This window comes from Bacteriovorax sp. HI3, from assembly GCF_059738875.1.
In genome coordinates this window covers 702815-728835 of sequence record NZ_AP026946.1, presented here as the reverse complement: position 1 = coordinate 728835, position 26021 = coordinate 702815, and the positions used below count along the sequence as shown (strand labels likewise).

Below are 26021 nucleotides of genomic sequence, written 5' to 3'. Positions count from 1 at the left end.
CGTTGGTCTTTTAAAAACCGTCGAAATTTAAGGGGGTTGAGTCGTATGAATAATCCTTTCCATCCACCTCCAGGCGGTAGGTCTGGGCATGGAGATAAAGCCTCTTGGCCTCTTTTCCTCCATAAAATTTATCGCCGGCCAAGGGGTATCCTAGATAGGCCAGCTGGGCGCGAATCTGGTGGCGAAGGCCAGTTTTCAACGCCACCTCCACCAATGTACGGTTTAAACTCTTTTCATAACGAAGGGCCTTTAGAGCAAGTTCACCTTCCTGCGAATGAACTCCTGCCTCGGCCACTAACACCCGCTTTCCTTTTTCCTCGCCTGAAGAGAATGAATGTTTAAAGCTTCCTGAGAGCTTCATTTCGCCTTCCACCCAGCACCAGTAGATCTTGGCCTTGGCAATAGTTGAAAAACTCTCACGCAGCTTTTTATAAAGCTCATCGCTCTTTACATAAATCATCACACCTGAAGTTTCGTAATCCAGGCGATACAACAGTCCTCGGTCATACTGAGTGCGGTTAACACTCAAGAGTTCAGGTCTTTTGGTTCTGATAAACGACAAACAATTGTCACTTTCATCATAGGTCAGCGGGTGAACAAATTGATTGGGATTTTTATTAAAGACAAAAAAGTTTTCATCTTCAGCAATGATCCTGATCTCTTCACCTTCATAGTGCGGATTGATCTCGCCATCATTAATAAAATTAAGTGGCAGAGAAAGTGTGGCTTTTTCTTTGAAGCTTCTTGCAAGAAAAGGCTTCTTAAAATGTTTTTTTAATTTATTGGAACTTGCGTGGAACGTAGATTTAAGAAAGTCTTCGACTGAGTCGATTGATTGAAGAAGACAATAATCAGTAGTTTTTGGTTCCATAAACTAGAAAGCCTAGCATAAGCTAGGCTTTTTAGTAACTAAAACCAAAAGTCCTACTGACAAAAGGTTTAATAATTCATTTTTTAAACTGCTGCAGAATTAAGGTAAGCAAGAACTCTTTCTCTTAACTCTTCAACACTCAGGTCTTTTTCGCTATCTAAAAGAAGTTCCCTTTTGATGTAATCAATCGGAAAGCCTGTTAGTTCAGCAAGTGAACCTAAAGAGACTCCTGTCTCTGATGACTCTGGTTTACCCGTATCCTTTAAACCTAAAGTTCCCATTCAACACTCCTTTGTCTTATTTAATCAGCCAATCCGCTTAATCCTTTGTCGATCCGTCGACGGAGATTATGTGGACTTTTTCTTGGCCAAAAAAGTCAATTACTATGACGCAAAAAAATCATATCGAGTGTAAGAAAACAGTGTCAATGTTTCTCGGTCAGAAACATCTGAATGTAAGTTTTTATTAGAATCAAGCAATTTTATAGAGTTAGGGTATCAATATAGCTGTCATGCTTGTAAGTCATCTCTAAAAACTCGTGTTGAGGTTGGCTTAAGAGTGTAATACCGCCCCCCGCTTGATAAGAAAGTGATCTTTTTTTGAAATCAACAACACTAGATCTGATATTAATCGAAGCTTCTATTTGCCCCTTAGAAAAAAGCAAAGTCGATCCACAATAAAAACCGCGAGAGCGTGATTCTAATTTTTTTAGAATCTGCATAACTCTTTTTTTAGGTGCACCAGTGATACTTCCACCAGGAAAAATTTTTTCTAAAATATTTTTCAAAGTCACATGCTGTGAAAGAGGAACTTTAATTTCTGAATACTGATGAATGAGTCCAGGAACAAGTAGCATTGCTTTTTTTCTTGTGACGATGGCCCTTGGAAGATCAATGCGACAGAGATCGTTACGCAAAAGATCGGCAATCATAAACAACTCGCCTTCACTCTTCTTATCCAAGACTAATTCTTTCCAGAGACTTTTAATTTCTCTGGGATCATCAGTATTTCGTTTCATTGTGCCTTTAATGGGCATAGTTGAAAGCATTCCGCCTTCATAACGGAATAAACACTCTGGTGAGTTACTTAAAAAAAGCTGCTCGAAGTGTTCGATGTAAGTCGCAGAAGCAAAAGCTCCACGCTTCTTTGGGTCTTTCCATAAGGCCGAAATAAAATCTTCCGCCTCGATATCATCTTCAAAGTCGTATGTGTATTCACCTGTCAGGTTGAACTGATAACAATTGCCCTCTGTCAGCTCTTTATGGCCCTTCTGGAATTGTTTTTCATAATCGTGGTAGTGAGGAGCACTCTTAAGTGAAAGGATGATTTTCTTGTGGTCTGGATTGATCTGGAGTTCTTCTCTCTTTGTGTATTCGATATCAATGGCCAGAAGATCAGTGCTCATGATTTCTTCTGAAAGATTTTCAAAGAGAAAACCAAGCTCATAAAAAAGATGAACCACACGTTTTTCAATCGGATGCTCTGCTACCGGAAAATTTAAAAGTGATAGCCATCCTTCAACTGCAAACTCGTGAGACTCGCCAGTTAAGAGATCAATGTAATGGTCTTTGTAATACGCGCGCGCCTCTTTGGCCCCGCTTAACATTAGCAGTGAATCTTTATACGGAAAAACTGTATAGAGATTATGGTCCGTCACGGTGAGCGAGGTTTTCAAAGCTTGTGTAGGCACCAACCCACGCAAGTTTTGCCGTTCCAATTTCCCCTGCACGGTTTTTACCTACGATGATTTCGGCAACACCTGGCTCTTTTGTATCCGGGTAGTAAACCTCATCGCGGTAAACGAACATGACGATATCCGCATCCTGCTCGATTGCTCCAGATTCACGAAGATCGGCAGTTGTAGGACGTTTGTTTGGACGGGACTCAACACCACGGTTAAGCTGAGACAGGGCGATAACCGGACAACCAAGTTCCTTGGCCATGGTCTTTAACCCTCTCGAGATCTCGGCGATCTGCTGCTCTCTTTGAAGAGACTTGTTGGTAGAACCCATTAGCTGAAGGTAGTCGATAACAATCAGACCAAGACCTTGGTCAGCTTTGATTTTTCTACACTGCGATTGAATATCAAGGATTGTGGTATTCCCTGAATCGTTAATGAAAATTGGAAGCGCTGAAAGCTCTTGAGTTGCTTTAGCAATACTTCGAAGGTCAGTATCCAGGAAGGCCTTCTTACGAACGCGTTTTGAATCCACCTTCGCTCGACCTGTTAGTAATCTCATTGAAAGTTCCGTCGCTAACATCTCGAGAGAGAAGATCGCAACAGGAAGTCCTGATTGTAGACATGAACTGATCGCCACGTTCAGTGCCAGAGAGGTCTTACCCATCGCTGGACGGGCAGCTAAAATAATCAGCTGACCTGGCTGCATTCCCAGAAGAAGTTCATCGAGACGCGGATACCCCGTCGAGAGCCCTGAGATTTCTCCCATGATTCTTGTAGTGTCTTCCAGTTCTTTTAAGTTTTGTCTTAAAGTGGCATTGATCTTAACCATACCGCCAGTTTTGGCTTCGTTGGTAAGCTTGAAGAAACTCGATTCAACATCCTGGATAAAGTCATCAGCTTCACCTGTATAACTCATCCCCATCTGCACCACTCGCATGGCCGTTTTGATGATCTCTCTCATCGACGCTTTATCTTTGACGATTTTTGCGTACTCATAAACGTTGGCCGATGAAGCCTGGTCTTCTGTTAAACTCGATACAAAAGATTCACCACCTACTTCTTCCAGCTTTCCTTTGTCTTTGAGCTTGTTACAAACAGTAACGAAGTCAATCGCACGGTTGGCTAAAGAAAGATCGGCAATGATATCGAAAACGATCCCGTAACGAGGATCATAGAATTGAGAGGAATTGATTTTAAGGTTGGAGATCTCATCAAAGACTGAACCATCGATAATTAAACAGCCTACTAAGGCTTTTTCGGCCAGTAGATCGTGAGGAAGTTCATTGTGTTGATTCATTGAAGCCATGATTGCTCACCTCAAAAAACAAAGAAGGACCTCATAACGAGGTCCCTCTTATTATAACATCTTTTTAAGCAGAAATTAAGATCTTAGAAGTTTATCAACTTCCATTTTTAATCTTTGCTCTTCAGTCATTTCAGCAGCAGGAGTTGCAGACTCACCAGCAGCTTTTGCGTCAGCAGCAGCTTTCTTACGAGCTTCAGCAGCTTTTAGAGCTTCTTCTTGAGCAAGTTTTAGTTCTTCAGCTTGCTTAGGATCGATAGCAACTTTTACTTTGAAAGTAGCTTCGATATCTTGGAAGATTTTAGCTTTTGCAGTGAAAGTACCAAGACCTTTGATTGGTGCATCTAGGTGAATTAGTCTTCTTTCAACAGTTAAACCGCGGTTTTCTAGTTCTTTAGAAAGCTCAGCGTTTGTAACAGTTCCGAAAAGTTTCCCAGAAGCTCCAACTTTCTTGATAAGTTCGATTGTAAGACCTTCGATTTTCTTTTTAGTTTCGTTAGCAGCATCTCTTTGAGCTTGGATTTTCTTTCCAAGGCTTTTTTGTTGAGCAGCTAGTAGTCTCTTGTTTCCTTCGTCAGCAACCATTGCGAAGCCATTTGGTACTAGATAGTTTCTAGCATGACCAGCTGATACGTTAACGATCTCTCCGATGTTCCCTAGAGTAGGAACTTTTTCAGTTAAAATAACTTTCATATAGTATCTCCTTCATCTTTTTTTGAATTTGTAAAAAATCTTCTAAAATCGAACCATAAATCAAATATGCCTAAGATCGCGAGGAACTTAGACGCTAGAAGAAATGTAAAAGCAATAAACAGAGTCTTAATAAATCCGCCGATTCTTAAAAACTTCAGGAAGTCGTTATAGACTCCAAAACCCTGGAACAGATAAAAAACGCCAAGACAGTATAAAAGGTTTCGACCAATTACTTCTGACTCTTTTGGAAGTCCGTAGTCAGCCCCTAGCCATAAAACCAGAGAAAGAATCAACGGGTACACAAAAAACTCAGGTGCCTTGAAATAAGTCAGGTCGCGCAGACTGTATTTATAAACAGCTTTGTATCTCCATACGATGGCGTTGCGAAGAGTAACATACAAGCTCACCCACAAACCAAAATAAGAAACACAAAAAACAATCAAAGGAAGCGAACTGTAAATGTCATTCGTTAAAGCTTCTGGCTTATTAACAAAATCATCAAAGGCCCTTTCTTCATCTCCAGAAACTTCTGAAGACTCTTGTTTGCTTTTTTTAAGCTGCGATAAAACAGACGATACATACTGACTGATTTCGCTTTTTAACCCTGTCGGGCTCAACCTGTCGTAAGCTACTACTAAAGATCCAGAGATGATCACAAGGATCAGTCCCATGTAGATCAATCCTTTTACCGGATTGATGTTTCTCAGGACAATCTCAGCCGTTACTAGTGCGTATAAAAAGGCCGATCCATAGTATCCCACTAGTGCCGGTGGAAAACCTTTCACAGTTAATGAAAGACCCCAAAGCAGCGCCATTGAAAAAGCTCCTAAACCAAACCCGATTAAACGGCCGTAAAGAAGAAATGCAATAGCTAGTGGAACTGAAGCAAAAATACTCATTGGACCAAATGAACAAAGCGCAATAGTCATGATCGCCAAAAACAACAGTTTTGGAACTGAAGCCTGTTGATCAAAGATCTGTGAGGTTTGTTCGACTTTAGTCATCGCTATTACTCTAACTAAGCTCTATCAGCTGTACGGTTAGATAGGTAGCTTGAAATCCCAAGGTTTCTAGCGTGCTTAATAGCAGCGTTAGCAAATCTTTGGTGTTTTCTAGAGATACCTGAAACGCGAGCTGGAGAAATTTTTCCGAACTCAGAAACTAACCAGTTCCAAGTTTGAGGATCTTTCCAGTCAGCTTTGATTTTCTTAGCTGTAAACCAGCAAGACTTTCTCTTAGCGAATTTACGACGGTCGTCTTCCATATCTTCGAATCCTGACTCATCGTCGTCTTCGTTCTTGTTATCAAGAACTGAACCACGGTGTGTTTTCGAAAGTGGAGACTTGAAGTTCTTCACTAGAGTTTCTTTTTCTTCATCAAGACCGATGTTGAAGATAGCTGTACGAAGAACGCCTTCATTGATACCAAAACGACGAGTTAACTCAGTGTTAGCTTGTGTGTTTGATTTGTACATGAAGTAATGGAAGTGTCCGTGACGAGCACCGTTTGCGTATGGTTGAGCAAGAGCAAGTCTTCCCCAATCGTCTGCGATAAGAACTTCACCATCGAAGCCTTTAAGTGCGTCTTTCACGATCTCTGCGATCTGTGCGTGAGCTTCAGCGCCAAGCTCCGGCTTTGTCACTACTGACAATTCATAAATCATAAATCCCCCTGGACTAATAAAAATTAGGTCCTGACCCACCATGGGCCAGGACGAGTATGTTTTTAGACTGAGGAATTTAACACTAAAGGTGCGACATAGGAAGGAATTTGAGAGTGATTTCCTTAGATGGGCTTGTGCACAAAAATACGTAATTGTACTGAGTCTTGTCCGCTAGGGTTTCTGGAAGCAGAGGCACACACCCAGAAGGAATCCCGATCGATAGTGAAAGTGGCCTAATAAACCCATTATTCTCAGTATCTACCATACTATACAGGCGCTCTCCGTAGATCAGAGTTGAATTGATATAGACCCCAGGACGGCCTTCTGAAAGGATTGGAGTGATCGTTTCTGAGAAGCTCTGGCCTGGAAAACTTGAGTCACGGTAGATCGGAAGTGACGCTTTTTTGCCGTTGTCACGTAGCACCGTAAGGCTCGAGCGGCTTTCTACTAAATAAGTTTTAGCGCCATTTTCAGCAAAAGTGGCCGTTAAAGCGATCACTGGGTTTTCCCAATCTTCGTTTAAATGCTGAATTGATCCGATTTCGTGATCATTTTTCACCAGGAACTCTGCCGTTGCTCTGTTGAGTAAAGTTGTAAAAATCGCTTCATCAGTCACGTTGCCGTTTTTCGAATCGATGATTGGGTAAATCAGCGACTGATCAACAGCTTTTTCCGTCGATAAACTTGAAAGCTTTGAAAAATTATTTCCTTCCAGTGAGATCGTCGCCTGGTGAAGTTGACCGATACCATCTTCATCTACAACAATCAGTGACCTGATCACACCATTTCTCGACTCTTCCATCGTTTGTGGGAATGGTTTTAATAAGTAAACTGACTTCGTATCAAATGTTCCAAGGATGCCCATTTCTTTGCGAAGAGCGGCCATCATTTTTACTGAGTCCACTACGCGAAGTTCGATCTCAACTTTTTTATCTGTCACTTTTGGATTCAGATAGAACTGGTGAGACATCGCTCCGATCACGCGCTCAGAAATCTGTTTTGAGTTATCAGCTTCCGGCATTGTGTACGAACGGTAAATTGAAGGAACAAGAATATTTCCAAGTGTAGGGTTCTTCACCTTAATCCACTCAAACTTCTCCATCCCACCATCAATCGGTAGACCTTCAAAAGTTGAAAGGGTCATCGACCATGTCGAGTTTTCTTTAAACAGTGGGTTTAGTTTTTCATCAAGAATATAGAACTGAAGTTCATCTTTCTTGTTTGAAAGTGTGTAGATGAAATAATCCAGCTTCCCGTCCATATTGATGTCTTGGCGGTGGATTGAAAGCACCTTGTTTACTTTTGGAAGAGTGATCGTCTTCACCGTAAACTTTCCACCTTCACTCGTTAACAGAGACACAACTGAAGCGTTTTCAGTTTGCTTTAGTTTTTCCTGGTAAAAATACTCAGGGAAAGCAATTTGTCTGTGTTTATCAAAAACACGAGTCATTCTCGAAAGGCGTCTGTCTCCACTGATAACGGCCATATCATCAAAACTTGCTTGACCAAGCGACTGACTGATTAAAGCGGCATCGTTATTTAGATTGCGGCTAAAAACTAAGCTTGTTGTATAAGTGCGATCATCAATCTGCACAGTCAACAGAATGTGTGAGTCCCCTGCCAGGTCTTGAATCAATCCGCTCACCGGAAAGCTCAATGATTTTTTGGCCTGGATGTTTTCTACGCTTACACAGTTTTGATCCAGCTCAATCGCCTTTGATCCTGAACGCAGGCACACGAGTCCTTTGTAATCAATGTTTGAAAGATTTTTTAATTCAAGATTAAAGGCAAACCTTCTGTCTCCTGCATTGAACTTAACTTCCGTCAGTCCTTTCATTAAAGGATTAACGAAAGCTTTCTCTTCTTCTTTAGAAGCAAGTTCAAGTAATGCCTTCATATCAAGAGAGCCAAACTTCACAAAACGAGAAGACGATTCTTTTGCCAGTTTCTTTACACTTCTAAAAAGCAGGCTTCTCACCTGGTCATTAGTTAAACCAGGGTGAAGAAGTTTTAAGTTTGCAAGTGCCGCTGTCACGTAAGGAGCCGCCTGACTCGATCCACGTTTTGTTTCGTAGTTTTTAATACGAAGAACACGCGACTCAAGAGCGCGCGGGTAAGTACTGATGATTGATTCACCTGGAGCGACGACGTCGACTTTTGATCCATGGTTCGTGAAATCTGTCAGGTCACCGCGGTTATCGATAGCACCAACGCAGATAACGTTTTCGTAACTACATGGGAAAGTCGGCAGGTCTTTATTGTTGTTTCCTGAAGCCGCAATAACGATAACGTTATTTTGTTCAGCATAGTCGAAGGCCTGGCGAACTTTTGCCAGGTCAACTAGTTTTGGCCATCCCAGAGAAAGGTTGATAACTTCTGCGCCATTTTTCACTGCGAATGTCATCGCATCAGCAATAACGTCAGTAATAACTTTTCCGTTATACACAAATCCGTTAACCGAACTGTTGATAACTTTTAAAGGCATGATCTTAATGCGTGAATCGGCCGCTCCGGCAATCCCCGTACTGTTGTTTCTGTTAGCTGCGATTAAACCTGCCACGTGCGTTCCGTGACCAACATCGTCTGTAAGGATCGTGTTGTTATCAAGGTAGTTGTAACCGTAACAAGGACGGTTGGCAGCGTTGGTTGCTCCGGCACAAAGTTTTTCGTTGTACCAGATACGGTCTTTTAAATCCGGGTGTTCTAAATCCAGACCACTATCTAAAACGGCCACGATTAATTCTTTCTTTTCAGTCTTCGCTTCTTTTGTGTCTACCCAATTGATATCCACACCGGGAAGACCTTTAACCTGCACGCGTTCCAGGTCAGAGATATTCTTTAAGATCACCTGACCGCTGTTTTCCAGCGCCCATTGTTTGTTATAAAGCGGGTCATTAGTCCCAGCGAGCGCTGTTAAGCTTTGAAGAACAAGTGTTGTAAAAATAATCTTTTTCATGAGGGCCACCTATAGTCCTTCGCGAATCCAGCCACCGCTGAATTCTCCGCCAGAAAGTCCTAATAAATCCTTCACAACGTCAAGTGGACCATTCCACTGTTTGCTGCCAATTTTTCCAATTGTGTTCGAGTATAGAGTGTCGTTTAACACTTCTGACTTTTCTCTGAACCCGTCGATTGTTCCGTAGATGTACATACTGTCTTCACCAATCAGTTTCTTGAAGTCGTTGAAGTCCAGGTCATCCATCATTTTTTCAAAAAGCTCGACACTACAATCGGCCATGGCCTCGTCGTTTTTCGACTTTGGACATTTTTTAATTAAGCTCTTAAGCGACCACAGGTCTCCACAAACTGCGCTTCTCTTTCTGTTGTCGTCTTCTGAACACCATCTTTCTTTTTTGTACTTCACTTCTAAAGGCAAGATCTCTGACTCTTTAATTGAGTGCAGACGCTCGATCCCTTTGTTATAAAGGTTCATGTGGTAACCAACATTAAACAGACGAAGCTTCTTGAAATCGATCTGACCGATATCAAATAGTGGGTACTGGAATTTTTCGTTCACTTTAGTCATGAACTTTCTCACTTTCTTCTCACTCATTCCCCAACCTTGTTTGACGTCAGAAAGAGACAGGAACTTCTGGGCAAAACGTTTGTTGGTATCAAGACTTGCTTCATAACGAAGCTTCTGCGTGTGTGAACGCCCAAAGAAGCTCTCTCCCGGGTTGCGGTTTCCGTCTTCTGTGATTCTTACGTCCTCAATTTCTTCCTTTGCCAGGTAATAATTCAATAATTGTTTCGAGAAAGCTTCCGGGTTAAGACCTGTTAAGAAGTCTTTTTCCAAACTATAGTAAGTTCCCTCGACACCGTCTTTTGCTTTTAGGTCGTAGTACGTTTTTCCTGTAAGAGATTTCATTCTCCAGAAAAGAAGCGATAAGCTTCTGGTTCTATCTTTAAATTGAACATCCAATTTTACCGGAGGATTGTTCTTATCAAGAAGTTCAAAATCTTTGTTCTTTAGAACGTTGTAAACCCCTAGTGCATTTGAGAAAAGATTTGGGTTTTCAGAAAGGTCAGTTGAAAGGTTAACCATGTACGAATTAACGTTGTAGTGACCTTTATCCAGTTTTGCACTTACTTTAAGCCAGTTCACATAACTGCTTACTGTAAAGCTGATATCAACATTTCTTACAAATCCTGAGTCATCATAGATCTGAAGAACTTTAGGACTCTTTTTGTATAAGTGGATACGTTTTAAAACAGTGACACTTCCAGAAACTCCAATCCCTGCTCCAATGAGCCCTTGGTTGAAGTTCAGGCGCACGCTTGCTGAAGGGACTAGTCGGTCAGTGATGATAAGTGATTCACCAACGTCCAGGTTCTTGTCAATTTCTGCAAACATTTCTTCAATGCGCTTTTTCTGCTCATCTTTAGCAGACCCTGCTTCGTCGGCCTTCTCTCCAAGTTTTTGTAGCTCAGAGAGCGAAAAGAATTTTTCTTTTAATGAGCGCTTTAAAAGACCCACGAACATATTTTTGTAAGGCTCTTTTAAACTTTCTTTTAAGTTCTTAACTGGTTTTAAGTGAGAGTATGAGCGCACCAGCGATACAGAAGCTTTTGCACTTCCGGCCAGGTCATAGCCCAGACCTTCAATACCGGCAAACATACCGACATCAGCACTTGCTCCAAATGTATCAGCAAGCTGAACTAAGTTATCTGTCCCCAGATAGTTCCCCAGGATGATATCTCTTGAGAGAAGTAAATTAACGTCAACCACCGGGCTGTACCAAGCTCCAACTTTAATTGGAAGAAGCTCACCAGTTTCCACGAAGTGATCCAGACCTTCCTTAAATTGCTTTTGGAAGTATTCAGTTCTCTTTTCACCTAAGTCAAAGATCGACATTTCACCGTTTAACTTATTAACCAGGTTATCAATGATGTTACTTTGAATTTTTGAGTAAAGGAAAAATCTCATCTGCTCAAGCGGAGACTCAGCGTCACCATAAGCAAAGCGAGAAGCATAATCAGGGTACTCTTTTTGAACAATCTTTCCTTCTCTTAAAGCAGAACCCATCGTGATTTTAGGGTTGAATGCAATTTCAGCAGTCTTTAAAGAAAAGAGTTTATTAAGAGAGTTTCTTCTTGAAATGAGTTTTTCAACAAGAACCAATTCAACTTCTTTTGGAAATTGTGCATCGGCAACGATTTTCTGAAAATCAGCGCGAGAGAGTTTATTTAAGCGGTTTAACATCCATACAGCATCGTCTACTGTTGTCGCAAAATCGTTGGCCGTAAAATGCGAAAGGATAACAGACTTGTTATCAATCTTTCCATCAACCCAGCTGAACTTGTTGACACTTTCATAAAGGTCGACCAATGAGTACGGGATAACCAGCGCTCTTAATGAACGACTGTTAATTGTTTGAGTCGGGATACCCATTGAGACGTTATAAAAATCGTATTCATTAGGTTCTGTTACTGCAACGTCTTTTAAAGTTACCGTCAATTGATCGGCCTTTACTAAATCAGTTGCGGCCCATCTATCGGCCGCTCCAAGAGTGGCTTCCGGGATTTCTCTCTTTAGAAAACTTTCCATGGCCGCTTTTGAATTAAATTGAATTGTGACTTTTCTTAAATACTTCATCGCCGGGATTTTATATCCAAGGGCACGCAGAAGATTCTTTCTCATCAACATTGTGTGAAGAGTTTTATCTAAATGGATGGTATAGACCTTATTCCCATTAGTCGGAATCGCATTAAAGCGGTAAAGTCCGGTGTTGGAAAGAATAGAGCCTTCATATGAAAGAACATCGTTGTCGCGGATAGCGATTTCGCTTTGGTCATCGACATTAGTGACAGTGCTGTCCCAAAGATCATTAGGGCGCGGATTTAAGAGCGATAAATCCACTTTCTGGGAATTTCCTAAGATATCCGCTTCACGGCTGGATAAGACTTGATCGTTGTATATCAAATCGTCACTGGCCATCCTCAATCCCTTTTGCAGAGGAATGAAGGACTCTCCTGCATACGCTTGCACGTAAACAAAAGACGTAAAAAGGACGCAGAAACTCATTAGCCTATTAAATTTTGTTTTCATAGTACGGTCCTTAAAGCAAGAAATGATCCAAATAATGGGTATTGTAGCGCTTTATTAAATCAAGAGATTGAGACCGGGTAATTTTAGGAGCAGGTGTCTAAAGTTTAGACACCTGTATTTTTGCTGTTCGTTTATTTAGAAAGACTTGGAAAGGCAGCCAGGTAAGCTTTGTACTCGCGAACCAGGGTTGTCGCAGGAGCTGGAGTGTTGTTTTTGAGTTCACACGTTCCTGGTTTTGGAACTCCAGTGAAAAGAACCTTCTCGCAATCGATCTCAACCTTACACTCTTTAAAGCTACACTCTACTTGCGGGCGAGAGAATGGGTTGTACGTCATATCCCCAGTCACTAATGCTTCATCAAGCTTTGCTTCACACTCCCCTCTTAAGTCTTTTTTCGAGCTTACCGGGCAAAGAAAATCAAAGACTGCTTTTTTGTACTCAGCAAGTGAGCTGTTCTTTTTTAGATTAATTGTCAGTGTATGAGACAGCATTGATTTTGCCATCACTCTCTGACAGTCAGCTTCTGAGTTTTTCACACAGAAGAACTTGTAGAAAGGAAGTCCACCAGCTCTGTATGCTCCCCAGAATCCAACATAAGGAGTGTTGTCTGGCTTAAGTCTTTGACATGTTCCAGTTTTACATTCAACTTCTTTATCATATGAAAGGGTATTTGTTTTTGCCCAGTCAGAGTTTGGAGCATACCCTTCTTCTGAAAGATAGAAATTTCCATCAGAGTGCAGTCTCTGGAAGTTTGTTGATGTCATCGACCCCGCCACTGGAATTCCCCAGATGTTTGATAAGAATGGGGCCAGGTTAAATCCTGAGTTACATCCATGAAGGTAAGCAAATGCATCTTTCATGAAGTTCGGTTTTAGCGCCTCAAGGCCTTTAGTCGTAATATTTAAACGGTTCGCTCTTCCATCCAGGTGAATCCCGAATTGGGCAGAGCTATGGCTAAAAATATCCAGAGAAATGATCTTCTTAAACTTTGAAACTTCCTTGATAAATTCTTTTCCATCAAGTGTTGAACTATCGTTTCTTTCGATTTTAAAACCATAACGTTTTAAGTTCCACTCGCTCCCCATTTCTTTTTCATTGATAGCAATCAAAGCAATCTGGTCTTGTGGATAATTTTCTGTGTATTTAACGGCCTTTGCTTTTGCCACTTCTTCAAATAGAAGTCCCAGGTCATCACCATTACCAACCACCATCACACGTGTCGGTCTGTTAGGATCAAGGTTGTCAGTGTTATAAGAAGCTACATGGTATGAAGCATGAGCTGTAGAAATCACGGCCAGAGCTAAAAAAGCAACGACACTTTTAAACATACATCCCCCAAGGAATTAAATAAATCTCGCATGGTTCTACCTCTGTCGGTGTAGGCAGAGAAGATGGGTGGTAATTTTTACGGCCACAAAAGAAAAGCCCCCGCAATCTCTGCGGGGGCCTCAAGGACTTAGCCACGATAGTGTCTAAGAGTTGATTAAAGTGTGATACCGAAAACTTCTGGAAGAACTCTTTGCTCTAGGTTTGAAGCGCTTGTTCCCAGTTTTTCAGCGATTTTGGCGATGACGTCTTCTTTAGCATCGGCCGATTGAGTTGCTTTTTGGATCTCTTCAAGACTTACACCAGTAAGTGTTTTCATATCCCCAAGAAGTGCGAGTTGGTCTTCTTGAGTTAACTCACCGTTAGCACGTGAAAGCATTTTCTCGATTTTTGATCCTAGAGTAACCATCGACATAGATGTCTCTAAGCTTACGTTGTATACGAAAGACACTTTTGATGCTTTCGCGAAGAATTTTTGTTGTTCTTGTTCTTTGGCCATTAGAGATACGTCAGTTGATCCAACTTCGTCCTCGTATAGGTAACCAGATTGTCTTCCTTCGTAGTATCCAGATGAAAGTCTGTCTACAACTTCGTAGTCGTTACCGTAGTAGTCACCGTTTAGGTTACCTGCTGTCACGTCACCAGTCTCGATTTTTCTGAATTCTGAAGCCACTGCTCTGTTGTTAGAGTAGTAGTCGTAGTAAACGATTGAACGAACATATTGAAGTGATACGGCCTTGTATTCCTGGAATTTAGCATCCCAGATAACAAACCAGTCATCCTGGCCTGCTTGCTTTGATCTTAGTGTTTCGTTTGTATAAAGCTCAACTCTTGAAGAGTAAGTGCTGTCTACAGAGTTAAGTGATGAAACAAATTCTGAAGCTAAGATGTTGGCCGAAGAATATTGTCCATATGTAGATGTTGGAGTTGTTGGTGTTGTTGGAGTTGATCCACCACCGCCAGTTGTTGGAGGTGTATACGTTCCACCGCCTCCTCCGCCACCGCCGCCGCCTGAACAGCTAGCTAGAGTTACTAATAGTGCGAGCATTGATAGTTTAAAAAGCGATTTCATAATTAATTCCCCCCTCAGGAAATGTCGGTTGATTAATTCGACATAATCGATTTGTAACAGGGGTTAAAAAAATAGTCGATCTTTTCACTCAACTTGTAAGTATTTAAGATTTTTGCAATTTTTTTCGGAATCAACCTGACACCAATGATGAAAGTTTAGTTTCTTTATGACACCAATTTGGTCAGGTTTTATGGATTTTGGGCAAAAAAAAAAGGCCCGCTGTAAAGCGGGCCCTGTTAGTTTTTAGCTAAACTGTCTTTGAGATTAAAGTGTAATCCCGAAAACTTCTGGAAGGAATTTTTGCTCTAGGTTTTGAGCAGAAGTTCCAATCTTAGCAGCAACCTTAGCAAGAACTTCTTCTTTAGCTGCAGAGTTTTCTGAAGCTTTTTGTAGTTCTTCTAGGCTAACACCTGTAAGAGTTTTGATGTCTCCAAGAAGGGCCGCTTGGTCTTCTTGAGTTAGCTCACCGTTAGCACGTGAAAGCATTTTTTCGATCTTTGATCCAAGAGTGATCATCGACATAGATGTCTCGATGCTTACGTTGTAAACAAGAGATACTTTTGCAGCTTTGTCGAAGAATTTCTTTTGCTCTTGTTCTTTAGCAAGAAGAGAAACGTCTGTAGAAGTTGCTTCGTCTTCGTATAGGTATCCAGAGTTTCTTCCTTCGAAGTATCCAGATGAAAGTCTGTCTACTACTTCGTAGTCATTTCCGTAGTAGTCACCGTTTAGGTTACCAGAAAGGATATCCCCTCTTTCAATAGATCTGAACTCAGAAGCTACAGCTCTGTTGTTAGCATAGTAATCGTAGTAAACGATTGAACGGATGTATTGAAGAGACACAGCTTTATATTCGCTGTATTTCGCGTCCCAGATTACGAACCAGTCTTCTTGCCCTGGAACTTGAGATCTAAGAGTTTCATTCGTGTAAAGTTCAACGTGAGATGAATAAGTTCCATCTACTGAGTTTAGTGAGTTAACGAACTCACTCGCTAGGATGTTTGGTGAGTAGTATGTCCCGTAAGTCGAGTGTCCACCACCGCCGCCGCCACCGCCGCCTCCGCAGCTAGCAAGAACAGCTAAACAAGCTAACATAGATAATTTTAAAAATGCCTTCATTAAAACCCCTCTTGTGAAGTGTGTCGGATACCCGACAATTATTGTCTCTCTAGTAACACTATTTAGTTTCAGTAGTCGACTTTTTCACTCAACTGTCAGCTTTTTCTTGCTCGTGAAAGAAAATTAGTCGCATATCGACCCCGATTCTTTTAAAGATCGCGTCGATTTTTGCCGTTAAACCACGAGGAACTATGTTTAGGAACAGGTCATGAAAAATTTACTTGTAATTGTGCTGACTGGGTTGTCATTTGAGTCATTTTCTGCGGAGCTTGATTCAATTGCGTTAATTACGCCGACGAACTACGAGAGGCCCTCATCATTCACGCAAACAATGACATCTAAGGTGAAGGCCGGAGCGGCCGACCTGTTCAACATTAATATTGAAAAGAAAGTTATGGAGAAAATCACTCCATACCAAAAAGACCTTCTTGGTTACTATTCAAGTCCAACAGAGCTGAATACTTTTATCAAATCGACTATTCAGGATGGGATGAAAAAAACCCTCAATCCTCTCACTGACGAAAATCTTATACGATTCTATGGATATTTAGGAAACAACCTGATTGGAAAGTTTGCCGACAAAATCCTGGAAAAAGAAGGTGTCGCTGATCCGGCCCGACGTGCTCTGTGGGTCAATAAAATGACCGAGCCGTTTAATGGTTGTATCGGAAAATCAATGAACTCTCAGTACGATGCCAGCCATTGTATTGATGCCCTTTCGGCCAGCTTAGTTCCAAGTGCCGGGATCGGGATCGTGTACGAATTATCGCGCGCGAGTCTTAACTCTTCTCTGCCTTCTGGAGAGCGCACTCCATTTAACAAGGCCCAGGCCGATCTTTATAAGGCCTGTATTGCTAAAACAAAATCGACAGCAACAGATGTAAAAAACTGTGCACTCTCAACTATGAAGACAGGTGTAAGTAAAGTTACAGACATCTCTCTTTCTAAAACAATTAATGAAAAAGCTTCTTCAAAAGCGTCTGCTGACCTGATTAAAAAATCAGTGTGGCCTTCGTTTGATTCATGTACGCAAAAAGTTGGAAACAATCCTCAGAGCAAAGAGTCTTATACTGACCAATTTATGGGATGTATCGACACACTGGTTTCAAATACCGGATCTCTTCTGGTTAATGATAAAATTACCAGTACACCTGCTATCAAGTCGGTGCTGACGCCGGCAGAAGTCAAAAAACTTGCTGCAGATAAGAGTGCCCAGTTTAAAACATGTGCTGAAGCCCAAAAGAAAAAAGGGGCCAGAGCAGACGGAATGCTGGATATCTCCCCTTGTGAAAACAGCATCACCAACGAAGTGACATATAAAGTTGTAAGCGCGACTCTAAGAGACACTGCCAGCGACTCACTCAAAAATAATAAATCATTATCAGTCAAAGTTGGTAATGAAGGTGTCGCCCTTCTTGATAAATGTTGGAACAATCAACAAACACCCGCGGCCCGTGAAGCCTGTCTAAGAAAGACGATTGTCAGCTTCTCTGGAAATGTTGCGACTCTTAAGCTCAATGACGCCATCCCGGATGGAATGCCAGGAAAAGCAGAACTGAATAAGTCTTCAGTTGCTGACCTGGGAAAATGTATCGATAAAATCCTTCCCGATAATATTTCTGAAGCAAGCGACCTTAATAAAAGATTAGGAAGCTGTACAGGAAAACTGACTCACAATGTGGCGATGAAAGTTGCCGACTACCAAATCAGAGACACTGCAAAAGGCAACCTCACAGAAGCTGAGACAAACGCTCTCGTTAAGACCCTGGTTCAAGGTGAATTCGAAAAGTGTATTGGCAATGAGCCCTCTGATGAAACGCTGGAAAAATGCAGTAACTCGCTTACGACTAAAGCTGCTAAGCAAATCTCAAGCACGAGCTTCTCAAAAGAAGTGTACGGCTACCTGGAAAAATCAGGCGGACTTTCTGCTCTTGGTTTAACTAAACAACAAGTAGACTCTTTCATTGCTGATTTAACAAAATCAAACAACGAGTGTATTGATAAGAAAACAACAGGCGTGGTCATGGACCAGGTCAACACTTGTATCAAAGGCTCTGTTAAAAAGATCGCTTTCTTCTTTGGTGAAGTTCAATTCAACAAAAGTGTGGGAAGTATGTACGATGGTCGAGAGGGCGACAAAAAAACGGTTGAAGCTCAATTTAAAAAAGCTCTTGGAGATTGTCTTGGAACAAAAGACGGTAAAGAATTCTCAATCTCTGATTACACAAAAAACCTATACACTTGTTCAGATAAAGTCTCTTCTTCAACGACGATGATCGTTGGCCAGGATCAGATCGACTCTTCACTAAACTCTTACCTGAAAGACCGTCCGGGAATGGACCTTTCAGAAAAACGTAATTCAATCAGAAAAACCCTGATGGGCAACTTCCAGGCCTGTATGGCCAAAGAAGCCAAACAAGACAAATGTGTCGACAGCTTAAAGCGTGAAGCAACGAAATCTATCGTTATCAACTACGGCCGCGTGGAAACTCAGGCGCAGTTAAATACAACGAAGACTCCTTCTGCCCTGCGCCCGGTTGAAGATGAATTTATGGCCTGTGCAGATAAAGACCTTGCCGGCGATGCTCTTTCAGCTCACCTTGATGAGTGTACAAAAAACTTCGCCATCAATTTTGCAAAACAACTTGGGGCCCTGAAGTTAAACTATCTTCTAAAAGGTGCACTGGGTACAGCGGATTTCAATGCTCAAAAACCAGAGATTGACGATGCCCTAAAACAATACAACCAGTGTCTTGATGGTTTAAAGAAATTTCCAATGGGTGAAGTGACTGCGAAACTGAGCGTTTGTACTGATACGCTTACGGCCCGCGGGATGACTATTGTTAGAAGTAACATCAATACATGGATGACGACAGAGCAAAAAGACGCGGCCACAGTCATGATTAAGCGCGAGTTCTCAACTTTCCTTCCGTGCTTGAGTGCCCTTCTTCCAGCTTCTCCATACACGCAACAAATGCAGCAAAACATCGACTCGTCAGTTAAACCTCTGGCGATTTTATTGTCACATTACATCGAATACAACCCGGAGAATGCAAAGCACTCACTGGACGGGATCATTAAAAATCTTTCTGTCGATCTAAACGATGTGGCCAAGTCGAAAAAAGCGAAACAAGACCTGCTGGATTTCTTATACCAGAGCGGTGGGCTTGATCAGTTTATTAAAGCGATGGTTCGTGGAACAGTTAAAGACTCACTTGCCGGGATCTCAGATAAAGATGTTCCAATGGAATTAAGAGATGTTCTTCTAAAGAAAGAAAACTTTGAAGAAATCTTCAACACTCCGGAAGGATCAAAGATCAAAGATGCCGTTATGGAAAAGCTTCTAAAGCCTGCCCTCGTTGATGGTGCTGACATGTCTGGCTCTGGTTTCAAGGCCAATATGGATGCCATTAAAGACAACGTAGTGAAGCTTTTAATTGATGCTCCATCTTTTGGTGAAAAGGCCATCAAGATGAGTATTCAAAACCAGATCAACGAAATGAATGGTGTGACGAAATTTTTCGCCAAGGTTCTTTATGGTGGTGAATCTCTTCAATGGGAAAAAGTGCGCCTGACAGAAGATGGTAAAAAAGCTGAAGCGTACATTAAAGAGCACGTTCTTGAGCCAAAGTTTAAAGGAACGATTCAGACTGATGAAGAAAAAAAGAAGGCCATGAAAGAGGCCGAGAAGTTAGTTACAAAAGCTGTTAAAAATTACGGATAAGCTATGGCCATTATCAAAGAGCAGACATTTAAAATTCTTATTGCCAGCGAAAACATCAATTTCAGAAATATCCTGGCCGGAAAGCTGCGCATGCTTGAGAATTTTGAAGTTGAATTTGCCACCGGTGGCTTTCACCTCCTCTACCTTCTGGAACACAAGAAAGACTACAACATGATTATCTGCAATGAAGATATGAATGATATGTCGGCCCAGGAGATCATCTCCCTTGTCAGAATAGAAAAAGCAAAAGCAGAATTACCAATTTTATTTATATCTAAAAATGGCAACGAAGAAGAAATTTGCGACATGGTTTTCATGGGCGCCAATGACTATATCGTCCAAACAGCAAACTTTCAGCCCATTCTGGAGCGCGCCCAAAAATATCTTCATCAAATGAAGGCAAATGCGGCTTAACCCACGGCAACGAATATAGACTATCCTCTCCTCCTCTCATAGAATCATCTCAAATTATAGCAACGTACAAACGTAAGGAATATGCGCATGACAAAGATCAAAGTAGCTAACCCTGTGGTGGAGCTTGATGGCGATGAAATGACCAGAATCATCTGGAAGTTCATTAAAGAAAAACTAATTCTTCCGTACCTTGATGTAGATATTAAGTACTACGATCTTGGAATGGAGCACAGAGATGCAACTAACGATCAAGTGACTGTTGATGCTGCTGAAGCAATCAAGAAGTACAACGTTGGTATCAAGTGCGCGACAATCACTCCAGATGAAGCACGTGTAAAAGAATTCAACCTAAAAGAAATGTGGAAATCACCAAACGGTACAATCAGAAACATTCTTGATGGGACTGTATTTCGTGAACCAATCATTTGTAAAAACGTTCCTCGTCTAGTTCCAAACTGGACTGCTCCAATCATGATCGGTCGTCACGCTTTCGGTGACCAGTACCGCGCAACTGATTTCGTCGTTCCAGGAAAAGGAAAACTGACTGTGACTTTCGTTGGAGAAAACGGCGAAAAGATCGAAAAAGAAGTTTATAACTTCAAAGGCCCTGGTGTAGCTCTTTCTATGTACAACACAGATGAGTCTATCCGTGGATTTGCTCACTCGTGTTTCAACATGGCCCTTTCTAAAAAATGGCCATTGTATTTTTCATCGAAAAATACAATTTTAAAAAAGTACGATGGTCGCTTCAAAGATATCTTCGAAGAAATCTACCAAGCAGACTACAAGAAGAAATTCGAGTCTCTAGGAATCGTGTACGAACACAGACTAATCGACGATATGGTTGCCTCTGCTCTTAAGTGGAATGGTAACTTCGTTTGGGCATGTAAAAACTACGACGGAGACGTTCAGTCAGATACAGTAGCTCAAGGTTTCGGTTCTCTTGGACTTATGACTTCAGTTCTTGTCACTCCAGATGGAAAAACAATGGAAGCTGAAGCAGCTCACGGCACTGTAACTCGTCACTACAGAATGCACCAACAAGGAAAACCAACTTCAACGAACCCAATCGCTTCTATCTTTGCTTGGACTCGTGGTCTTAACCACAGAGGTAAGTTAGATAACAACCCTGCTCTAGTTCACTTCTGTGAAACTCTAGAGAAAGTTTGTGTTGAAACGGTTGAGTCTGGAAAAATGACTAAAGACCTTGCGGTTTGTATCTACGGTGACAAGGTAACAGCTGATCAGTATTTAACAACTGAGAAGTTCCTTGATGCTCTTGATGAAAACCTAAAAAAAGCACTTAAAATGTAACTTTGATGAGGGCCTCGAAAGAGGCCCTTTTTTTATCTTAATATTCTAAAAACTCTAATCCTTTTACTACTGCTACAATTTTCCTTATCGCCAGATTGTCATCCGGGGTCGCCAGAGCTTCTTTAATCTGTACGCGTTTACCTTGATATAAGTAATACAGGTACGTTTGAATATTCTCTTCATTGATCGCTTTGTGATTTACACCTAAATTTCTCAGCTGCTTTAAAAAGTCAGCACTAATAGCAATCGTCGCGACCGCTGCATTCTCTGGGTCTGTCAGATTGGTCTTACTAATCCCATACGCTTCCATAATTTCTTCCGGAATCACTTTTAACTGAGTTGGGCCACGGCTATTTTTGCTGGTATCAAGTCCGTTTCCTTTAGCTAATGATACGGCCCCAGGTAAAAATTCTTTCAGGACATATTTCCAGTTTTTACCGAAATCTGATTCAGGAGCGAGAACACCAATGGCAAATCCTGCCAGGATGTTATAATCGTCGTTATCCACTTTTAAAATTTGCATCAAGCGACTTTTCTCTTTTTCCAAAGTATTGATGTAATCAGCGACGAATTTCGATTTATAACTGTGTCTGATCTCAAGCTTGAACTTAGTATTACTCTCGATTGAATAATTTAAATTTCGGCTTTTGCGATAGAACTGATACCCACTAAAGGCAAGTCTCTTATTCTTAATCCTAAATTTATGAGCTCCTGTATCTTGAGGAAGAATATAAAGAGGTCCATTAATTCTGATTGCCTGCCCTTGCCTGCTTTTAAAAACTTCTCTCATTCCTCTGTCAGATAAGGCCTTGGCATAATAAGTATTTCCTTTATCAATAAGACCGTAGTAAATACCCGCACCACCGGCATTCATGCGGTCATCAGTAGAAGCAATATCGATCGTTATTCTTTTTTGTACTCTTGCCGATTCATCAAAGAAGGTCAGTGTCTTTTCTTTTTTATTCAAAACTGCAAAGTCAGACAAGCCATAGAACTTATGAAAGTGCTTGATTGTCTCAAGGTTTGAAACACTATGAATAACAGCATTGGAATCTCTATATGAATTAAATGATCCTCCAACTTCTGAAAGAAGTCTGAATCCCACGTGCAATGAATCCACATCTGCGGGATCGTATTTCGTTTTTACCACTTTTAAAGAAGGCATATGCATAAGTGAAGTTTGAGCAAACCTGACATACTCACCATCAATACTGACATCATTTAAGTTTTCAGAGACGGCCATATTCAGTTTATTAATTAAATTGACCAACTGGTTCTTGGGAATTTTTTGTAAACATGCAGACGGAAAATCTCCCAGCAATTGATCCAATTGCCCGCTGGTGACTACGGTCAAGTTATCCCCTTTAGAAATTATTTTAAAAATCGCTTCGCTAAAGGAAATGCTCGGATCTCCTTTATTGGCAAGATAAGCTAAGTTAAGTGCGGCCAATTCCGCCTGGTCCAGTCCCATCAAAGAGGCAACTAAAGAGAAGTCTGCATTACTAATGCGATTATTTTTTTGCCAGTAATTAAAATTCTTGGCCCTGCTCTTTAATGACTCAAGACCTCTGCCTTCGGCTTTACTAACGATATCACGAGCAGCATCTTCAAATGTGCCATAGTTTTCCAGCACTGCTGCTTTGGCAATATTCAACATCGCTCGGGCATAAAGATTTCCCAGCATCTCTGGAGAGATGGTAGACCCCAGCTCGCGATTAGAGACAATACTTGGGTTACAGCTTGCGGCCTGGGCCTTGGGAAGATTCACCATTGGAAAGGCCAAGAGAGTAACTAAAAATAATTTTGAAATCATATTCAATGTCCTTTTAAGAAATAAAATATAATTTCATATGCAAACCAATCGCCACGAATAATAAAAATAAGCATTTGATAATTAGAAACGAAGCTGACTATTTTTTTGACGATGATTGAAATAAAGACAAAAAAAGGGAAGCTTTCGCTCCCCTTTCATTTAGTAAATGTTATTCATTTTCTTTTAAAAATTAGCGACAGATTGTTTCTCTATCGATGATTTTTTCAGACTCAATTCCGCGAGCTGGAAGGCTGGCGATAACTGCTGTTGAGTTCTCTGGCATAAACTCAAGACGAACTTCGCGGTCTGTTCTCTTGTAGTGGTAAGAAATATCTTTTAGTCCGTATAGAGTGATCACTACGTCTTTACAAACAACATCACACTTTCCAGTTTCTTTTACACACACTTTTTCACATCTTCTTTCTGTGATTTGTCTCTCACATTTTTCAGTTGTATCTGTGTATCCCCAGTGATCAACATTTGTTGTGATTGTCCCGCTTACGTTGAATGGTTGCTCGATTTTTCTTCCTTCGATGTAGAATTGTCCGTTCAGTGGAAGGTTTAAGCTGTCTTCAGACTTGATTGGAATATCCACTTCTCCCAATGATCCACCTTTAAGTTCAAGGTTGATATTTTTCTGGCTCTTTACTTTCAGCTCTGCTGAATAAGACCCTGGCTCAATTTTGATTGTTTTTGTTTTTAGATTTAGAAATCCTGATTTCTTCTTCACGCTCATAGCTTCACGAACTTGAAGTGAACCATTTAATTCAACACATGATACAGATAAAAGTAGAACCCCTAGTAACAACATTGCTTTTTTCATGAAAATCCCCCTCAGAATTTTTTGCTTTATTAAGCACGAGACTCCTAGAGCAAGGCCTGTGCCAACAAAAACATCAGTTGTTTGAATAACATTTCAATAAGATCGCCTATTTTCTTGCAGTGACTATATATCACTGGTGCCAGAATGATCCTGAGAAAATGGTGTCACTATCTTTTTTACACACGCTCTTTACTGATCTTTATAGAAGTCATAAAAACGCCGCATATAACCACACGGGGGAACTATGAAGTACTTAATGCTACTTAGCTTAATGTTTGCTTTTAATGTTAAAGCTGACACTGACCTGACAATCAACGATGAACTAACACTTGCTGACGAAGCAATCCAAGCTCCTACAATGAACATTGAAGGACAATACCAAGTAGCTGAACCAACTCCAGCACCTGCTCCAGCTCCAAAAAGAGTTTTAGTAAGAAAACCAGCTCCTAAGAAGTTAACGGCTTCTGACCGTTTAAAACTTCTAAGAGAGAGACTAGAAGAAAGAAACCGTATTATGGTTGAAAAGAAAATGGAACAAATCAGATTCCAACAAGAGATGGCGCTTGCTCGTCAACTTGAGCAATCAATGAACCAACAGTTAAAAGCACTAGATAACTTAAAGTAATTATTCTTTTAAAAAGGCGCCTTAGAACCACTAGGCGCCTTTTTGTCTATCTCTTAAACACATCTTCTATGTAATTCTTTCAACTCTCCACTCTTTCCTAAATAAATTGCGATAATAATCCAAATTTTAAACCTAAACGGGATTTCTTATGAAAAAGATACTTCTGGCGACACTTGCCCTGACAACAGTTATGCAGTCATGCGCTCCTAAAAAAGCAGAAACAGCAGGTGCTTATAAAGATAAAGTGATCTTAGGAAAATTCTACGATGCCGTTTCCAACTCTACTTTTAATGAGTCTCAACTAAAAGACGTGCCAAAAATTATTAATTTAAATGAGCAGACCACTTCGGCAAAAAACCAAAGTGACCGTGGAACTTGTACTTTCTTTGCCACGACGGCCCTTTTAGAGAGTGCGATTAAAATCGACCTGGAAAAGGATGTTAACCTTTCTGAAGAGTTTATGAACCTAGTGACTAAATACTCTGGCAGTTATGCAACTGAAGAAGGATCAACTGTCAGCTCTAACCTTTCGGCCACTAAAAATTATGGAGTGATGCTGGAGAGAGACTGGGGTTATCAGCCTTCGTGGTTCCAGAAAGGACTTCCATGTGAAAAGTATGAATCGTCAAATTCAGCTGCACCTAAAGAGTGCTTCATGCACAACGTACCAAGTGAAGAAACGCAAAAGAGTATTATCGCTTTTGACGGAATTGAGTACGGAAGCCTTCAGAAAAATACCAACGAAATTATCCGATTCCTGGCCACATACCAAAGACCACTGACAATTGATGTTTCAGTTAACTTTGATGGATGGCCGCAAAGCGGAGATGTTTTTTATAATGCTGAGTTAAGAAAGGCCTGCCTGCAGGCACCGGATAAATGCGGTGGTCACTCGGTTCTAATCACTGGGTACGATCTTAATAAGAAAGTTTTCTTCTTTAAAAACAGTTGGGGTAAAGACTGGGGTAAAGATGGTTATGGGACAATGACCTTTGAAATGGTCGACCGTTACGTGACAAGTCCTCTTTACTGGGCGCAAGCAACAGAGAAGTTCTCTGTTCCTGAAGACCATGCTGAAACCTATTTTAAAATGGATGGCTTTGCAGCGACAGCATCACTTGATGAAGACTCATTAAAGGCAGAAGTCACAGGAACTGTTTCAAATATCAGCGGGCAATTAGTTTATGTGAGTTCATTCCTGGCAAAAAAATCTCGCCTGATCACCGAGCTTCCAGGTGATGAGAATTCAACAATTGTTCCTCTTTCATCGTCAGAGTCTACTCTTCTAGGAGAGAGCTATTATAAGACCTACAAATACTTCATCCCTCAGACTGAACTAAGTATGGGGTGGTCTGCTGAGACTCCTCTAGTGCTAGAATTCCCGGCAAAAGGAAGAAAGATAAAGACCCTGAGTGACCTTTTAAGCTCTTCTGGCGAAGAAGCCGTGCTTAGAACAACCATCTATGTTCACACGGACGATCAGTCATATAAGATTTTAAAAAGAACGTACCAGACAGTTGAATAGGTATTTGAA

At 41.1% G+C, this 26021-nt stretch carries 19 protein-coding genes; 5 read left to right on the top strand and 14 right to left on the bottom strand.

Features of this window, described 5'->3' with window-relative positions; translation table 11 throughout:
• Positions 1-10 precede the first annotated feature (10 nt).
• The 12 genes from AC6JA8_RS03435 to AC6JA8_RS03380 all read right to left on the bottom strand — a co-directional run bounded on the left by AC6JA8_RS03435 (position 11) and on the right by AC6JA8_RS03380 (position 15774).
• The gene (locus AC6JA8_RS03435; protein ID WP_497975764.1) at positions 11-871 is read right to left on the bottom strand and encodes a pseudouridine synthase; all 861 of its coding nucleotides are present in this window, start codon (positions 869-871) and stop codon (positions 11-13) included.
• Between the two features lie 83 nt (positions 872-954).
• Positions 955-1152, bottom strand: a complete 198-nt coding sequence (locus AC6JA8_RS03430; RefSeq protein WP_102242463.1) for a hypothetical protein — start codon at positions 1150-1152, stop codon at positions 955-957.
• A gap of 200 nt (positions 1153-1352) precedes the next feature.
• Positions 1353-2528, bottom strand: a complete 1176-nt coding sequence (locus AC6JA8_RS03425; protein ID WP_497975763.1) for a chorismate-binding protein — start codon at positions 2526-2528, stop codon at positions 1353-1355.
• Complete coding sequence (dnaB, locus tag AC6JA8_RS03420; RefSeq protein ID WP_102242461.1) at positions 2515-3858, bottom strand: replicative DNA helicase; 1344 nt, start codon at positions 3856-3858, stop codon at positions 2515-2517. The genes AC6JA8_RS03425 and dnaB overlap by 14 nt, the downstream gene beginning before the upstream one ends.
• 75 nt (positions 3859-3933) lie before the next feature.
• The gene (gene rplI, locus AC6JA8_RS03415) at positions 3934-4548 is read right to left on the bottom strand and encodes a 50S ribosomal protein L9 (RefSeq protein WP_497975762.1); all 615 of its coding nucleotides are present in this window, start codon (positions 4546-4548) and stop codon (positions 3934-3936) included.
• Complete coding sequence (locus tag AC6JA8_RS03410) at positions 4545-5552, bottom strand: DUF2232 domain-containing protein (protein ID WP_102242459.1); 1008 nt, start codon at positions 5550-5552, stop codon at positions 4545-4547. Before AC6JA8_RS03410 ends, rplI begins: the two co-directional genes overlap by 4 nt.
• Positions 5553-5566: 14 nt before the next feature.
• Positions 5567-6211, bottom strand: a complete 645-nt coding sequence (gene rpsR, locus AC6JA8_RS03405) for a 30S ribosomal protein S18 (protein WP_158649546.1) — start codon at positions 6209-6211, stop codon at positions 5567-5569.
• 82 nt (positions 6212-6293) lie between these two features.
• Positions 6294-9167: a S8 family peptidase gene (locus tag AC6JA8_RS03400; protein ID WP_497975761.1), complete on the bottom strand. Its 2874-nt coding sequence runs from the start codon at positions 9165-9167 to the stop codon at positions 6294-6296.
• Positions 9168-9176: 9 nt separating this feature from the next.
• On the bottom strand, positions 9177-12260 hold the full coding sequence (locus AC6JA8_RS03395) for a hypothetical protein (protein ID WP_497975760.1): 3084 nt from the start codon (positions 12258-12260) through the stop codon (positions 9177-9179).
• Positions 12261-12391: 131 nt separating this feature from the next.
• A complete protein-coding gene (locus tag AC6JA8_RS03390) occupies positions 12392-13588 on the bottom strand; it encodes a hypothetical protein (protein ID WP_497975759.1) in 1197 nt (398 codons plus the stop codon).
• A gap of 155 nt (positions 13589-13743) precedes the next feature.
• Positions 13744-14658 (bottom strand): hypothetical protein, encoded by a 915-nt coding sequence (locus AC6JA8_RS03385; RefSeq protein WP_497975758.1) that lies wholly within the window; start codon positions 14656-14658, stop codon positions 13744-13746.
• A 264-nt stretch (positions 14659-14922) separates the two neighbouring features.
• Positions 14923-15774, bottom strand: a complete 852-nt coding sequence (locus tag AC6JA8_RS03380) for a hypothetical protein (protein WP_497975757.1) — start codon at positions 15772-15774, stop codon at positions 14923-14925.
• Positions 15775-15982: 208 nt separating this feature from the next.
• Between AC6JA8_RS03380 and AC6JA8_RS03375 the strand changes: the two genes are divergently transcribed.
• The 3 genes from AC6JA8_RS03375 to AC6JA8_RS03365 all read left to right on the top strand — a co-directional run bounded on the left by AC6JA8_RS03375 (position 15983) and on the right by AC6JA8_RS03365 (position 21226).
• Positions 15983-19498, top strand: a complete 3516-nt coding sequence (locus AC6JA8_RS03375) for a hypothetical protein (protein ID WP_497975756.1) — start codon at positions 15983-15985, stop codon at positions 19496-19498.
• A 3-nt stretch (positions 19499-19501) separates the two neighbouring features.
• Entirely contained in the window at positions 19502-19912 is a 411-nt protein-coding gene (locus tag AC6JA8_RS03370; RefSeq protein ID WP_497975755.1) for a response regulator, read from the top strand.
• A gap of 87 nt (positions 19913-19999) precedes the next feature.
• Positions 20000-21226, top strand: coding sequence for an isocitrate dehydrogenase (NADP(+)) (locus AC6JA8_RS03365; protein ID WP_497975754.1), 1227 nt, complete (start codon positions 20000-20002; stop codon positions 21224-21226).
• A gap of 37 nt (positions 21227-21263) precedes the next feature.
• Here AC6JA8_RS03365 and AC6JA8_RS03360 read toward each other — a convergent pair whose 3' ends face one another.
• Positions 21264-23039, bottom strand: coding sequence for a hypothetical protein (locus tag AC6JA8_RS03360; protein ID WP_497975753.1), 1776 nt, complete (start codon positions 23037-23039; stop codon positions 21264-21266).
• A 190-nt stretch (positions 23040-23229) separates the two neighbouring features.
• Positions 23230-23862: a hypothetical protein gene (locus AC6JA8_RS03355; protein ID WP_497975752.1), complete on the bottom strand. Its 633-nt coding sequence runs from the start codon at positions 23860-23862 to the stop codon at positions 23230-23232.
• A gap of 244 nt (positions 23863-24106) precedes the next feature.
• On the opposite strand from AC6JA8_RS03355, the gene AC6JA8_RS03350 reads away from it, so the two are divergent.
• Together AC6JA8_RS03350 and AC6JA8_RS03345 are read left to right on the top strand one after the other, a co-directional pair.
• On the top strand, positions 24107-24487 hold the full coding sequence (locus AC6JA8_RS03350) for a hypothetical protein (RefSeq protein WP_497975751.1): 381 nt from the start codon (positions 24107-24109) through the stop codon (positions 24485-24487).
• A 148-nt stretch (positions 24488-24635) separates the two neighbouring features.
• The gene (locus tag AC6JA8_RS03345; protein WP_497975750.1) at positions 24636-26012 is read left to right on the top strand and encodes a C1 family peptidase; all 1377 of its coding nucleotides are present in this window, start codon (positions 24636-24638) and stop codon (positions 26010-26012) included.
• Positions 26013-26021 lie beyond the last annotated feature (9 nt).

Bases quoted from the DNA above. Each gene is read 5' to 3' on its own strand.
- AC6JA8_RS03435 (WP_497975764.1), bottom strand. From the start codon at position 871: ATGGAACCAAAAACTACTGATTATTGTCTTCTTCAATCAATCGACTCA.
- AC6JA8_RS03430 (WP_102242463.1), bottom strand. From the start codon at position 1,152: ATGGGAACTTTAGGTTTAAAGGATACGGGTAAACCAGAGTCATCAGAG.
- dnaB (WP_102242461.1), bottom strand. From the start codon at position 3,858: ATGGCTTCAATGAATCAACACAATGAACTTCCTCACGATCTACTGGCC.
- rplI (WP_497975762.1), bottom strand. From the start codon at position 4,548: ATGAAAGTTATTTTAACTGAAAAAGTTCCTACTCTAGGGAACATCGGA.
- AC6JA8_RS03410 (WP_102242459.1), bottom strand. From the start codon at position 5,552: ATGACTAAAGTCGAACAAACCTCACAGATCTTTGATCAACAGGCTTCA.
- rpsR (WP_158649546.1), bottom strand. From the start codon at position 6,211: ATGATTTATGAATTGTCAGTAGTGACAAAGCCGGAGCTTGGCGCTGAA.
- AC6JA8_RS03400 (WP_497975761.1), bottom strand. From the start codon at position 9,167: ATGAAAAAGATTATTTTTACAACACTTGTTCTTCAAAGCTTAACAGCG.
- AC6JA8_RS03395 (WP_497975760.1), bottom strand. From the start codon at position 12,260: ATGAAAACAAAATTTAATAGGCTAATGAGTTTCTGCGTCCTTTTTACG.
- AC6JA8_RS03390 (WP_497975759.1), bottom strand. From the start codon at position 13,588: ATGTTTAAAAGTGTCGTTGCTTTTTTAGCTCTGGCCGTGATTTCTACA.
- AC6JA8_RS03385 (WP_497975758.1), bottom strand. From the start codon at position 14,658: ATGAAATCGCTTTTTAAACTATCAATGCTCGCACTATTAGTAACTCTA.
- AC6JA8_RS03380 (WP_497975757.1), bottom strand. From the start codon at position 15,774: ATGAAGGCATTTTTAAAATTATCTATGTTAGCTTGTTTAGCTGTTCTT.
- AC6JA8_RS03375 (WP_497975756.1), top strand. From the start codon at position 15,983: ATGAAAAATTTACTTGTAATTGTGCTGACTGGGTTGTCATTTGAGTCA.
- AC6JA8_RS03370 (WP_497975755.1), top strand. From the start codon at position 19,502: ATGGCCATTATCAAAGAGCAGACATTTAAAATTCTTATTGCCAGCGAA.
- AC6JA8_RS03365 (WP_497975754.1), top strand. From the start codon at position 20,000: ATGACAAAGATCAAAGTAGCTAACCCTGTGGTGGAGCTTGATGGCGAT.
- AC6JA8_RS03360 (WP_497975753.1), bottom strand. From the start codon at position 23,039: ATGATTTCAAAATTATTTTTAGTTACTCTCTTGGCCTTTCCAATGGTG.
- AC6JA8_RS03355 (WP_497975752.1), bottom strand. From the start codon at position 23,862: ATGAAAAAAGCAATGTTGTTACTAGGGGTTCTACTTTTATCTGTATCA.
- AC6JA8_RS03350 (WP_497975751.1), top strand. From the start codon at position 24,107: ATGAAGTACTTAATGCTACTTAGCTTAATGTTTGCTTTTAATGTTAAA.
- AC6JA8_RS03345 (WP_497975750.1), top strand. From the start codon at position 24,636: ATGAAAAAGATACTTCTGGCGACACTTGCCCTGACAACAGTTATGCAG.